This window comes from Fischerella sp. PCC 9605, from assembly GCF_000517105.1.
GTDB lineage: Bacteria > Cyanobacteriota > Cyanobacteriia > Cyanobacteriales > Nostocaceae > PCC9605.
Window position 1 is genome coordinate 2,573,609 of sequence record NZ_KI912148.1, and the last position, 13,189, is coordinate 2,586,797.

Below are 13,189 nucleotides of genomic sequence, written 5' to 3' on the forward strand. Positions count from 1 at the left end.
CTTGGTGGTTTAAAAAACGAACCACCAAGACACGAAGACACAAAGATTAAATTTCTCTTGGTTCAGAGGCGATCGCCACTTGCGAAAGTGTTTCTAACCAAGGTGGAACAGATACAGGTTTGTCCTTGTCTGTAGCGGCGATATGTCGAAGTAAAGGTTCGTGTTTTGATTTCAAAAGTTCTTGCAAGCTGTCTACAATCTCCTTTAGTGCTCTAGAAAAAGAAAATTTCACCTGTTTAGTTAATTGGCTCACGTATTGAACGAGGTGTAAACTAGCACTGGCAGTTATTTCATCACGCAGTCGCAAAACGGCGATTTGATGATTAAATGGTCTGGGGGGAACGGGAAATTTTTTATCAGGACTCCAGTCTAAAACTTGGCCTGTAGGGTGTTTGTCATCTTTCCGTGCTAAGGGGAATAAGGTATCGGCGTTGATGGGAAGTTGGCTACCAGCTAGTCCACTGTGTTCGATAATCAATTTTTGCCATTTATTCGCCGGATCGACTGCACGCAGGAGGTTACGGTAAAGGCGGAGTTGATTTTTACCGCAGTTTTGCTGGATATACTGTTCCATTTCGGGCGACACTACAGAATTGACTGTGTTGCGTTCGCGAGATACTTCCCCAGATAGTTTACTAAAAAAGTCTGTCACTGCCTCTTTAGTGCGATCGTGGGCGAAGGCTTGCATTTCCTGGATGGTTTGGGCAAATGCAGGGTAAAAGTCATCACTTTTAGTGGGAATTGTGTCTTCTATCTCTTCGTCACCAAAAAAGCTTTCGGTTTTGGTAAGGGCGATCGCGCCATTTTTAGTTCTATCAAAGAGTAATGTCCACTCGCTCCACTCAAAAAAGATTTTATTAGTTAACTCGTCCTTGACTACATCACTGACAGCTATGCCGTTGCGGTTCTTTAAAATAGGTTGTTTTTCTAACTCTTCTTGAAATTGTCTGTAGATAGTTACTAAATTTTCAATCGCTTCCCGCAGTTCGATGAAAGCCGGGTTTTCTTCAACGGGGATGTATGCTGGGATTTGTTCGAGGAGAGTTTTGAGGTTGTCTTGCTCTTGTTGCAAAGCTTCCGCAGCCCTTTGGGTGTCTTCTACAAGTTGTTTCATGCCATGTTGGGCTACGTGGTCTTTGAGTAATGAGCGCAACCTGCTAGTTCCGCCATCTTCAGCAAAGTCACTGAGTTGTTTTTGCAAGGTGCTAGAAGCGGGTAGCATTTGACTCAGTTGTTGCCATTTTTCCCGCAATTCCACTTCCTGGGGTTTGTTGGGGATGTCGAGTTCGGGGAGAAACTCTGGGGAGCATACTTGCACTAGTGAAGACAGTTCGGCAAGTTTAGTTAAGCCGTGGAGTTGAGACAGCAGGACAATATTTTTTTTCTCTGTGGTTAAATTGCTGGCGCTGGCAATGGTAAGTTGGAGGATGCTGAGGCGTTCTAAAATAGTTTCTTCTGAAAGTAACGGCTCGTCTACAAGCTCATCAAGAGTACGTTCGTCACTTGAGGTGAGGGGGAGTTGGTTGAAGCGTCCCACACCAACGATGATTCTATCTCTTAAGTCTTGTCCCTTGTCCCGTTCCAGCATTGTGCGAATTTTAGATGCGATCGCACCGCCTGGATATCTGCCATTGAGTAGCAGCAGAATAGTTTGGACATCTCTGAGTTCCCGCAGCGATAAAAAGGCATCCCGCACCCCAGAATCCGCAGATCCCAAACCGGGAAAGTCTAAGAGTACGAACTCATTTGTCCCTTGCAGGGAAGATAAATCCCAAACTTCTTTTGATACCTCAACTGTGACATCGATACGGCGAATTAAAGAAAAGCTGTTCTGCAAATCTGTTGCTGATGGTTGGGCGAAATTTGCCCACGTTTGGGGAGGTGGTGGTAGTTGTGTAAAGTTGAGTTCTAAGATATTCATGGGTGGCTCAGTTAATCTCAGCCCTTTTTTCGCGGTAGTATGGTCAATCTGGTAGCTTTTACCGCAAATATGCTTGCCGTAGGCGTTGTAGGTACGCATGAATACTACTAACTCTCGCAGTAGCGATCGCAGTTCTAAGCTTTGCGTCTGACTCCAAACTTGTTCGCACCATTTCAAGATACCGTTGCTATCGATAACAGTGGTGGGGTGCAAATTTTTTAGAGATTCAACTTGGGTTAAAGATACTTCTGCTGCTTTGACTCGCACTTCCATTTCCTGTAGCATAAAGCGCAGACATTCTTTCACACCCTCATCAGACAAATATTCGACGGTGTATTTGCCAATTTGCGTTGTTTGCAAGTCTGGTTGCTGACGCAGATGAATAGCAGTGACGTTACCAGTGGTAGGAGTTTCACTGACTGGCAAAGCATCAGCGTAACCAATCAGACTACCTATTAATAAAGTTTTGCCACTGCTAAATTCACCCATGATGCCAATTTTCACAGGTGAAGAAGCAAGTTTTACTACTCTTTGCCCAGCTGATTGCAAATTTTGGATGTGTTCATGAACACTAATAGGAACCCAGCTTTCTTGGGGGGGTGGATTTTGTGATACTAACTCTAGGCTTTGCAGTACAGATTCTCCATATTCTTTATAGCGGCGCAATTGTTCCATTGCTATGTCGCTTTTCATACAATCTCCTGACTATAACCCTAGATAAATTATCGATTGTCCGCGCTTTTGACACTTCAAATCTTAATTAGGATACTCGGAAATTTTGGATTTTTAGCAGTAGCCATAGTTATAACTTGATTTTTAATCAAAGAAGTTTAGCAATTTGTTTGTTCTTATTGCTTCCAAATTGCAAAACTTAGTAGAAATTTGCATAAATTTGTATTTAATAAAGGCAGTCTCAATGAAAAACCTCACCCCCTTCCCCTCTCCTTAATTTCGATAGGACGGGGTGAGGTGACTTTCATGTTCGGTTGTGAAATTTTCCATGACTGACTTAAAAATACTTGGCGTCCCTTCGCTGCGCTCGAAGGCAAGCTTAGTGCCTTGGTGGTAAAAATTTTTGAACCACTAAGACTCCAAGACACAAAGATTTTTAATCCTTTACTGGTGTATAAAAACTTTAATCTGGTAGCGTGCGTTATGGACATTAGTCCTAACGCATCAAAAATCACTGGATGGTGCGTTAGCCTGCGGCATAACACACCCTACTGGACTGGCAAGCCTAAAATGGTGTAATAGAAAATGTTCGTAGTAAGCGCTTCAGCGCGAAACAGGCTAAAAATCTAATGCACAAATTTAGCTGTGCCACGCCACTACAAATCTACTGCGTCCATCCACGTGCATCGGTGTACCCTGCGGGAAGCGGAAGGGGACAATTATTTAGTTTTTGATTGCTGATTGGCGATCGCACTTCCACAATCACCCTTCATCACCAACATCAATCCATCCATAGAGAACATCAAGACATTTGTGACCAACCTCTTAATGTTACTTATTAACGTGAACCCATTCACAGAGAACATCAGGACATTTGTGACCAACTTTTTGATGTTCTTCATCAATTAGACTTGAATGCCGCTAAATCATTTAAATTCTGCCAAATTACGACAGCGAATAATTTAAAAGTTGTAACATTATCTGAATAGTTAGAAAGCCGTATTCCAGGGTGTATCAGAATTTAAAGATTGCCGTTTTCTGACTCTAGAATCTTCTCAGGTACTGATGATAAAACTGGCTCGCGATCTATTCCCTCTGATTACCTTGCCCTTATGCACCGTCAGCAGCCTTGCACCTATGACTATCGCAATAGCGCAAGTCACTCCTGATAATACCCTGGGCGCTGAAAATTCTGTTGTGACTGGCGATGTCATTAACAACATTCCCAGCGATCGCCTAGATGGTGGTGCTATTCGTGGCTCAAATCTGTTTCACAGTTTTCAGGAATTCAATGTCGGTGAAGGTAGGGGAGTTTATTTTTCCAATCCGGCTGGGATTGCAAACATTCTCACTCGCGTCACAGGTGGTAATCCCTCCAATATTCTCGGTACACTCGGTGTTTTAGGTAACGCGAATCTCTTCTTAATTAACCCGAAAGGGATTTTTTTTGGGCCAAATGCTCGTCTGAATTTGGGTGGATCATTTTTTGCAACCACAGCCGACAGTTTGGTATTTGGTAATAATTTTGAATTTAGCGCTACTAATCCAGAAGCACCGCCACTTTTAACTGTAAATATTCCCATCGGCTTGCGATTTCGAGATAATCCCGGCAGCATCCACGTACAGGGTGATGGTCAAGGACTGAGATCAAGGACTGATGAATTAATTGATACAACATCTGGGCTGCGAGTGCAACCAAATCAAACTTTAGCATTAGTGGGGGGTGATGTCAGCTTAGAGGGGGCAACACTCAAAACTGCTGGTGGACGAATAGAATTAGGTAGTGTCGTAGGTTCTGATTTAATTAACATTACGCCTCAGGGCCAAGGTTTTGCTTTAGGCTATGATAATGTTCAAAACTTCGGCAACATCCAATTATCTCAACAGACGGCAGTAGATGCCAGTGGTCTTGGTGGTGGTGATATACAGGTTTGGGGTAGGCGTATAACCCTCACTGATGGTTCCCAGATAGAAACAAGCACTTTGGGAGCAGAGCAAGGTGGAACTTTGGTAGTGAATGCAACTGAGCAAGTAGAAGCAATTGGTACTTCGTTCGATGAGAAGTTTCCCAGTGGCTTGTCTGCTACAACTTACCCAAGTGCAACAGGGGATGCGGGAGACCTTACGATTAACACCCGTAACTTAATTGTTCGAGATGGGGCACGAATCAGTGCTCGTACACGTGGTGAAGGCGACGGCGGGAATTTAACTGTCAAAGCCGATACTATACAAGCGATTGGTACTTCCGTGGATGGTCCGCCTGTCGATACTCAAGCTGCACCTAAATCAACAGGAGATGCGGGAAACTTAACAATTTACACCCGTAACTTAATTGTCCAGGATGGGGCACAAATCAGTGCTGGCACTCTTGGTGAGGGTAAGGGAGGGAATTTGACTGTCAAAGCAGATTCCGTGCAGCTTTTCAACAACAAAAGCGGCTTATTTGCTCAAGCTTACAAAGACGCAACAGGAGATGCGGGAGACATAACAATTGACACCCGTAACTTAATTGTCCAGGATGGAGCACGAATCAGTGCTAACACTCTTGGTGAAAGTAAGGCAGGGAATTTGACTGTCAAAGCAGATTCCATCCAGCTTTCCAACAAAGATAGCGGCTTGTTTGTTAGAACTGAGCAAGATACAACGGGGGATGCGGGAGACCTAACGGTTGACACCCGTAACTTAATTGTCCAGGATGGGGCACGAATCAGTGCTAACACTTTTGGTGAGGGCAAGGCAGGGAATTTGACTGTCAAAGCAGATTCCGTCCAGCTTTCCAACAACAGCAGCGGCTTGTTTGCTCAAGCTGGTCCAAACGCAACAGGAGATGCGGGAAACTTAACAATTGACACCCGTAACTTAATTGTCCAGGATGGGGCTGGTATATATGTACGAAATTTAGGCTTGGGGAGTGCAGGTAAGCTGACCATCAATGCTAGTTCTATTGATTTAGATAATAAAGCTATCTTGACTGCTGACACAAACAGCAATAAGCCTAACCCAAATAAACAGGAGGCAACTATCAGCATAAACTCTAGAGATTTGATAATGCGTCGCAATAGCGAAATCACTGCTAACGCTAGAGGCGCAGCGGATGGAGGCAATATTAACATTACCACTGGCGTTCTAGTTGGCTTGGAAAATAGTGACATCATCGCTAATGCTGCCAGTGGAAATGGTGGGAGCATCACAATTGAAACTCAAGGTTTGTATGGATTCGTGCAGCGTACTCGGGCAGAACTAGAGAGATTATTTCCTAATACTCTAAATATAAGGAGTCCCAGAGAATTGCCAACAAGTGATATCACTGCCTTTTCCCAGACGAGCGCAAACTTGAGTGGTACTGTCAGTATTAAAATTCCAGATGTTGACCCCAGCCGGGGGTTAATAGAATTGCTAGAAAATGTAATAGACCCCTCACAGCAGATTGCCGAAAATCCCTGTCAAAAAGGCTCTGACAGTACATTTATAATCACCAGACGTGGCGGCTTGCCTTCTAGTCCGAATCAAAGCTTGAAAAGTGACAATGTTCGAGTTGATTTAGTAGAACCTGTCGCTAGTAGCGGCAATTTCCAAACTGCAACTATCAACAAGCCAATAACTCATACTAATACTAAACATATTATCCCTGCACGAGGATGGGTGCTTAACGACAAAGGCGAGGTAGTTCTTACAGCTTATGATCCCACTGCTACCAATCTTCCCCAACGCGCTTCTCAAACAACTGCTGGTTGTCCTGCATTTTAAAAGGGATTGGGGATTGGGGATTGGGGATTGGGGATTGGGGTAGTGGTTTTCACGCGTAAAAATTATGGAAGGGTTTGGAGGCTTTGCCTGGGGGCTGTTGCATAGGCGTGCAAGATGTGAACGATCGCACTTACACAATCACCCTTCATCACCAACATCAATCCATCCATAGAGAACATCAAGACATTTGTGACCAACGTCTTGACGTTACTTATTAACGTCAACACATTTACAGAGAACATCAAGTCATTTGTAAGCAACGTCTTGATGTTCCTTATTAACGTGAAGACATTCATCACAAACGTGAAAGCGATCGCAAATTGACAGATGTCATATCAATCACGGTTGACTTCTTTCTCTTCAGATTCTTTAAGTTGCTCAATCATAAAGCTGATTTGGGCTGACACCGATCGCTTCTGCTTATTGCAATACTCTTTAAACCACTCAAAGAGTGATTCTGGAATTGTGACACTCGTCCGGCTCATTTTTTCAGTCAAAGCAGTACATCCTAATGCAACATATTCAGTATAGCTATTGATGTGTTAAATAGGCACGAATAGTTAAGAATATTAAAAATGCTATTGCTAATATGATTCACTCATACTAATATATAAATAAGAGAGGCGTTCATACCTGGAAGTAGACAACGCCTCTCTGACCAAACCTCTATTTAGTAAGGTCTAATTAAATATGATGCCACAACCTATTCTTTGTCAAACACCCACAAAAGGCTTATTAAATTTAACTTACGCTCGTCAAATTAGATTTCGGACTCTTAATATTCATCAGATGTCTTGGCAATTTGCCTGTTTTATTACTTGGAACAATGGTGACAAGCAAACTTTTGTTGGCAAAGATGCTCAAGCGATTGCTCAAACAATAAGAAAAATCACATAAATCAAAGATTAAGCCAGATTACGGGGGTTTCCCCCGTTCTCCTCTCCTTAATCAGGAATATATTATGGCGGGTGGTGTTCGCAAAAGCGATCGCTCTCAAGGTTTACCAAAACTGCTTTTGAACCCAAATATCCACGTACTCGACATCAAGATGTAATTATGTCAGGTGAGTAGTAATTGCATCCAAGAATTCATTAATATCTACAGGTTTTATTAGATAACCATTAGCTCCTAGTTGCAAAGCACGGCAACGATAAGCTTCATCTTCTTCACTTGTGATAAAGATAAAAGGAATTGTAGCTGTATAAATATTATTTCGCAATCCTTCTAGAACCTCATATCCATTAAGTTCAGGCATGTTAATATCAGAAAGTATTAAATCAGGTTGCTGGTCTTTGGCTATATTTAAGCCAATTAAACCATTTTCAGCACAGATGAGTTGGAAATTATTTAGTCTCAAAAATTCACAAACTATCAAACGAAAATCTTCATTATCTTCTATCATTAAAATCTTTTTCATAGTGATTTTTATTGCTACTTTTAGGCTCAATGGTTGAGCTAATTAATCTAAAACCTGAAAGTAGGTAAATAACAGAACCAAAAATGACAAGGATAGCGTAGGCAAGAGCTATAACCAAGGCTAAAAATTCTGCTAACTAAAAAAAACAATACGGTTCAGATAAGCTGGCAGAAATGCCTGGTGCTATTCCTACAAAGCCTACTGAGTGAGCAGGCTTTGTAGGAATAGCTGTACCATGCACGGGTGAAATCTACCATTCACTGAACCATATTGACTTAAAAAATGGGCTTGATTCTGAAGTTAATAGTGGACTGTGAATATTTTGTGAATAATTAGATTTTTGAGTTAATTAAATGCATTTTCGGCTACAAAAGCTTGAACAGCTTGGTAAATTCAGGCTTGACGAATTGCGATCGCACACTCAAAAGCTAGCTGCTGCACTAATTTAACCTTCAACTTATTTACTAGAAGATTGAGTAGTAAAGGCGATAGGTAATGAAGTTATTTGCAAATTTGGACAATTTCCTCTAAAAGGAGGCGATCGCTAGGTGAAATCCTAGCCATCAACTCAGCCTTTGCCTTTTCATTAATGTGTAGTCTGCCGCTTGATTCAAATCTAAAATCTTGACCTAGCACTAACCCTTGATTCTGAAGTTTGGTAAGCGCCAAATTCTTCGCTAGTTTGACTAGATCCAATTCAGGCTCTAGATAAGAGAAATTACTCAAAATCCAGCGACAAGCATCAGGATCAGCTTCTGACAGTCCATAAATTGCTGCTGTCAAAACATCTTCAAGACACTTGGGATCGGATAAAACGGTTAGAAAGTTTTTGAGAGAGATTAATAATGCCTGGTCTTGAGTTTTGAAAACATCCACTGCTAACTCAACGTTAAGATCGCGAACACTGGACACACACATACTTATTGCTCTTTGCCTTAACAAAAGGGAACTTTTCGGAACACAATCAGGATCAAAGTTGAAACTAGTAGTTGACAAAGACTACAAGTGCAATCGACAGTATGTGAGTAACAGTAGTAAGATTTGCGACAAGAGTCTTCAAACAGAAGCTTTTCAAGTGTTTTGACAGCTGAACTTCACGCAAAACCTATCCACTACAGTTACACCAATGATTTATCTGGCTATATTTTGAAGTTAGAGTATTAATGTGAATATTTTGTGAATTTAACTAAATCGGCGTAAGTCCCCCACCGAAACGCGAGGGGCTACGGCTTCAATCGGAACGAAGTGGAGATAAGCCGTAGGGGGAGAGCGGTCAACTTCGGGGGTTCAACACCCCCGAAGTTGACAATAATATCTACAAAGAGTGGTAGTATTCTGTCCATGAATCAAGTACTGACGCTAGTTGTAAGACTTCAAACCGACCCAAAACAGTATGCCAAGCTGAAGGATACTGCAACTGAGTTCGCGTCATGCTGCGAGTTCATTAATTCCTCAGTCAAACCATCTTTAACCAACCGCAACTCAATCCAAGCTGTTATTTACAACGATGCTAGAAAAATGAACAGCCAAGGAATAGAACAGAGCGTAGACGGTCTAACTCTTGGGCATTTCATCAGTTGCGAATTTTTCTAGAGTATAAGGGTATTAAAGAAGGGGTAAAAGTAATAACTGTTCCTCCAGCCTATACATCGCAAACATGTAATTTCTGCCTGCATATTGGCATAAGAACCAATAAGAAATTTAAGTGTATCAATACTTCCTGCGGTTGGATCGGAGACGCGGATACTAACGGTTCTTTGGTAATTGCTCTGCTTGGCGGCTGCCTTGTAAACCAGCCGGAAGGTTCCTGGTTGTCTTGCCCTTTGGACGAGACTACTGGAGGGCTATTGAAAGCTCCCGCCGAGCACGTAGCAGGCGGGAGTAGTTTACAAACAATTGTTTCTTTTAACCACATACACGACACTTCATTTATAAACTTGAAAAGCTAGCTAGGGGGTTATCAACTGTACTGAGTTTAAACAAGAGTAATTCCCTATGCTGCCGTAACTATATGCTGCCGTAACTATTAGTATTAAGGATAACTAGCCACGGTGAGAATTCTACTGGTGGAAGACGATGAAAGCTTTGCTCGACTAGTTAGGAAAACTCTTACAACTCAGCATTATCTAGTTGATCTTACTACTGATGGTCAGGCAGGTTGTGAACTGGCGGAAGCGTTTGCCTATGATTTGATTTTATTGGATGTGATGCTGCCGAATTTGGACGGTATTAGCTTTTGCAAACGCCTACGGCAGGTGAGCGCCAGCACCACGCACTTGCACCACATCCCAATTCTTCTAATGACTGCTCAGGACACGATCGCCAAAAAAGTCACAGGATTAGATGCTGGGGCAGATGACTATATGGTCAAGCCTTTTGACTTACAGGAGTTATTAGCCCGGGTACGTGCTTTGTTGCGACGGAGCAGTTCAACTCTACTGCCTGCGATCGAGTGGGGTTCACTGCGTCTTGACCCCAGTAACTGCCAGGTTAGTTACGACGGGCAACTACTACACCTCACAGCTAAAGAGTATGCTCTACTGGAGCTGTTCTTGCGTAACAGTCACCGGATATTTAGTCAAAGTGCCCTGCTGGATCAGCTCTGGTCATTTGAAGATCTACCTTCAGACAATACTGTTAGAGCGCATATCAAGAGTTTACGGCAAAAACTCAAGAAAGCTGGGGCAGAAACTGATTTGATTGAGACAGTTTACGGACTCGGCTATCGGCTGAAATCAAGAGAATCAAGTATTGCTCGCCAGGAGAGAAAATCCAAAATCCATAGACGCCCCCAGGATATATCCCCGAAGGGTTGTCCAAAATCTAAAATCCAAAATCCCCAGACTCAGCAGCAGACTACTGAGAAAATATCTACAATTTGGGAACGGCACAAGGAAAAGTACATCAATCGCATCACGGTTTTAGAGCAAGCTGTAACATATCTGCTCAAAACCACACTCAGTGAAGAATTGCGGCAAAAAGCCCTTAGACAAGCGCATACACTAATAGGGTCACTAGGCAGCTTTGGCTTTGACGAAGCCTCTCGCTTGTCCCGCCAGATAGAACAGATACTTAAAATCGAAGAAAAGCTTCCCCAAGTCCAGATTGAGCAGCTTTCTCAAATGGTTGTAGCATTGCGGCAAGAATTGGAGCAAACACCAGCGATTTTAGAGTCTCCAGCGCCTCAATCAATTACTATCAAGCAGCAAGCTCGACTTTTGGTTGTTGATGACGATACAGCACTAGCTGAGCAGTTGATTTCAGAGGCTACAACTAGGGGAATGTTGGTAGAACTTGCTACAGACTTATCTCAAGCTAGAGAGGCTATAGCCCACACCCAGCCAGATGTAGTTTTACTCGATCTATGCTTTCCCGACTCAGCAGAGAACGGGTTCACGCTGTTAGCGGAATTGACCGCCAAACAGCCAACCGTACCTGTGTTAGTATTTACAGCGGCTGAGAGTTTTGCCGATCGAGTGAAAGTGGCAAGGCTGGGCGGACGGGGCTTTCTCCAGAAACCAATATCTCCAGAGCGAGTCATGGATGCGATCGCTTCGGTTCTGCAACAATCTAGTCAGCCATCAGCACAGCTAATGATTGTAGACGATGACCCCCAAGTGTTAGATTTTTTGCGCTCTTTACTAGAGCCTTGGGGGTTTCAACTGACTCTGCTAGAAGATCCGCAGCAGTTTTGGAGTACTCTGGAGCAGTCAGCCCCTGACTTACTGATTTTAGATGTGGAAATGCCAGAGTTGAGCGGCATCGATCTGTGTCAAGTGGTGCGTAATGACTCACGCTGGCATGATTTGCCCATACTGTTTCTATCTGCTCACACAGATATAGAGACTGTGCAGCGGGTATTTACATCAGGTGCAGACGACTACGTAACTAAGCCGATTATAGGGGCAGAGTTGATTGCTCGCGTGCTGAATCGGCTAGAACGGACAAAAATCTTACGCAACTTGGCAGAAATTGATGAGCTAACTGGCCTTACCAATCGGCGCAGATCTATCCAACAGCTAACCCAATTGCTGCGTCTAGCCGAACGCCAAAATCAACCTTTATGTTTTGCCGTACTAGATTTAGACAATTTCAAGCAGGTTAATGACCAATACGGTCACGATGCTGGAGATAAAGTACTCAGACGATTAGGAGAACTTTTAAAGCAGAGTTTTCGTAGTGAAGATGTAGTAGCTCGTTGGGGTGGCGAGGAGTTTGTTGTCGGTCTATATGATACGACCAGAAACTCTGGTGTGAAGCGGCTGACAGAAGTTCTAGAAATTTTACACCAGCAGAAGTTTAGCGATCGCGATCGCAGCCAGTTTTGCGTCAGTTTCAGTGCGGGTGTAGCTGAATTTCCCCAAGATGGTGCTGACTTGCAAGCACTTTACCGGGTTGCTGATGCCTTATTGTACCAAGCTAAGGCAGCAGGGCGAAATCAGGTATTAGGTTGATGAAATGGGGAATAATACCAAGTCCGGATGATTAGTTGTCATTCTGAACGAAGTGAAGAATCTCCGAGATACTTCGCTAGACTGCGTTACGCTCAGTATGACAGACATATTTTTTTATAAGTGATTAAACGAACTTGATATATCTATGCGAACTAGTGAACAAATCAAGGCAGAAATTGAGGATAAATTCGGATTTTTCCCTCCTTTCTTCAGTCCAGCGCAACCCCACCCACAGATATTAGAAAACTTATGGCAACAGACCTTGAGCGCTTATGTGACTAATCCCTTGCCCACTCTATTTAAGGAAAAACTTTCAGCCTACCTCTCGCGCTACTGTCTAGTTCCCTACTGCATGGTCTGTCACAGTTGTTCCTTGTACTCTCTGGGGATGAAGGCAACACAGGTATTAAAGCTACTAGAATCGGCTCCTCCTATAGAAGAAATACAGAGCAACAAACACCTACGTGTACTAAAGACCTTCCCTGAAAAACTAAACCTTCTGTCTGAGCTAGACTCCGCACTGGAAGAGGGTTTACTTTACTGTTGTGCCTTGACTTTTCTGGGAAAAGATGCTAATTGCTCCTATCGAAATGAACTCCACCGCCTGTTAGGAGTAGAGAATTATCAGCACCTCGTAGCCTTGATCGCTTACGTGAAGGCTTGTCATGCCTGGATGGAAGCCTATCCCGAAGTCGCATATAATTACACAGCAGACAAGCGATCGCAAGACCACCTTCATAGTTTACTAGGGGAAGCGCCTGCTTTAGCAGACTTCTTCCACCAGTATCGTGAAATAGTCAACCACGAATGCCAAAGCCAAGCAGAACAGCAAGCACAGCTACGTACCAAGGCGGTAGAGGCAGCCAACCAAGAACTAGAAAGCGACCTGAGCGAACACAAGCAAGCGCTAGAGGCACTGCAAAAGCAAGCAGTAATGTTAAGAGAGCAAGCACAACTTCTCGATTTGGCGCGCTAGGC

Annotated in this window: 11 protein-coding genes; 6 read left to right on the forward strand and 5 right to left on the reverse strand. The window is 43.2% G+C overall.

Features of this window, described 5'->3' with window-relative positions; genetic code table 11:
• Window positions 1–46: 46 nt before the first annotated feature.
• Complete coding sequence (locus FIS9605_RS0113595; RefSeq protein WP_026733077.1) at window positions 47–2,614, reverse strand: dynamin family protein; 2,568 nt, start codon at window positions 2,612–2,614, stop codon at window positions 47–49.
• 1,116 nt (window positions 2,615–3,730) lie between these two features.
• Here FIS9605_RS0113595 and FIS9605_RS37020 point away from each other — a divergent pair.
• Window positions 3,731–6,340 carry a beta strand repeat-containing protein gene (locus FIS9605_RS37020; protein WP_051469990.1) on the forward strand — a complete coding sequence of 870 codons (2,610 nt, stop codon included), beginning with the start codon at window positions 3,731–3,733 and terminating at the stop codon, window positions 6,338–6,340.
• A gap of 62 nt (window positions 6,341–6,402) precedes the next feature.
• Here the strand turns inward: FIS9605_RS37020 and FIS9605_RS44050 are convergent, their stop codons facing one another.
• Window positions 6,403–6,600 (reverse strand): hypothetical protein, encoded by a 198-nt coding sequence (locus tag FIS9605_RS44050; RefSeq protein ID WP_231510320.1) that lies wholly within the window; start codon window positions 6,598–6,600, stop codon window positions 6,403–6,405.
• 75 nt (window positions 6,601–6,675) lie between these two features.
• Window positions 6,676–6,837, reverse strand: a complete 162-nt coding sequence (locus tag FIS9605_RS0113610; protein ID WP_231510321.1) for a ribbon-helix-helix domain-containing protein — start codon at window positions 6,835–6,837, stop codon at window positions 6,676–6,678.
• Window positions 6,838–7,033: 196 nt separating this feature from the next.
• On the opposite strand from FIS9605_RS0113610, the gene FIS9605_RS0113615 reads away from it, so the two are divergent.
• Entirely contained in the window at window positions 7,034–7,237 is a 204-nt protein-coding gene (locus tag FIS9605_RS0113615) for a hypothetical protein (protein WP_026733079.1), read from the forward strand.
• 157 nt (window positions 7,238–7,394) lie between these two features.
• Here FIS9605_RS0113615 and FIS9605_RS0113625 read toward each other — a convergent pair whose 3' ends face one another.
• Window positions 7,395–7,787, reverse strand: coding sequence for a response regulator (locus tag FIS9605_RS0113625; RefSeq protein ID WP_442854702.1), 393 nt, complete (start codon window positions 7,785–7,787; stop codon window positions 7,395–7,397).
• Window positions 7,788–8,258: 471 nt separating this feature from the next.
• A complete protein-coding gene (locus FIS9605_RS0113630; protein WP_026733081.1) occupies window positions 8,259–8,675 on the reverse strand; it encodes a hypothetical protein in 417 nt (138 codons plus the stop codon).
• 423 nt (window positions 8,676–9,098) lie between these two features.
• On the opposite strand from FIS9605_RS0113630, the gene FIS9605_RS0113635 reads away from it, so the two are divergent.
• The 4 genes from FIS9605_RS0113635 (at window position 9,099) to FIS9605_RS45215 (ending at window position 13,187) form a co-directional block, all read left to right on the forward strand.
• Complete coding sequence (locus FIS9605_RS0113635; RefSeq protein ID WP_026733082.1) at window positions 9,099–9,350, forward strand: hypothetical protein; 252 nt, start codon at window positions 9,099–9,101, stop codon at window positions 9,348–9,350.
• Window positions 9,335–9,706, forward strand: coding sequence for a zinc ribbon domain-containing protein (locus FIS9605_RS45210; protein WP_026733083.1), 372 nt, complete (start codon window positions 9,335–9,337; stop codon window positions 9,704–9,706). Before FIS9605_RS0113635 ends, FIS9605_RS45210 begins: the two co-directional genes overlap by 16 nt.
• A gap of 102 nt (window positions 9,707–9,808) precedes the next feature.
• Window positions 9,809–12,211, forward strand: coding sequence for a response regulator (locus FIS9605_RS0113645; RefSeq protein WP_026733084.1), 2,403 nt, complete (start codon window positions 9,809–9,811; stop codon window positions 12,209–12,211).
• Between the two features lie 145 nt (window positions 12,212–12,356).
• Window positions 12,357–13,187, forward strand: coding sequence for a hypothetical protein (locus FIS9605_RS45215; protein ID WP_231510322.1), 831 nt, complete (start codon window positions 12,357–12,359; stop codon window positions 13,185–13,187).
• Window positions 13,188–13,189 lie beyond the last annotated feature (2 nt).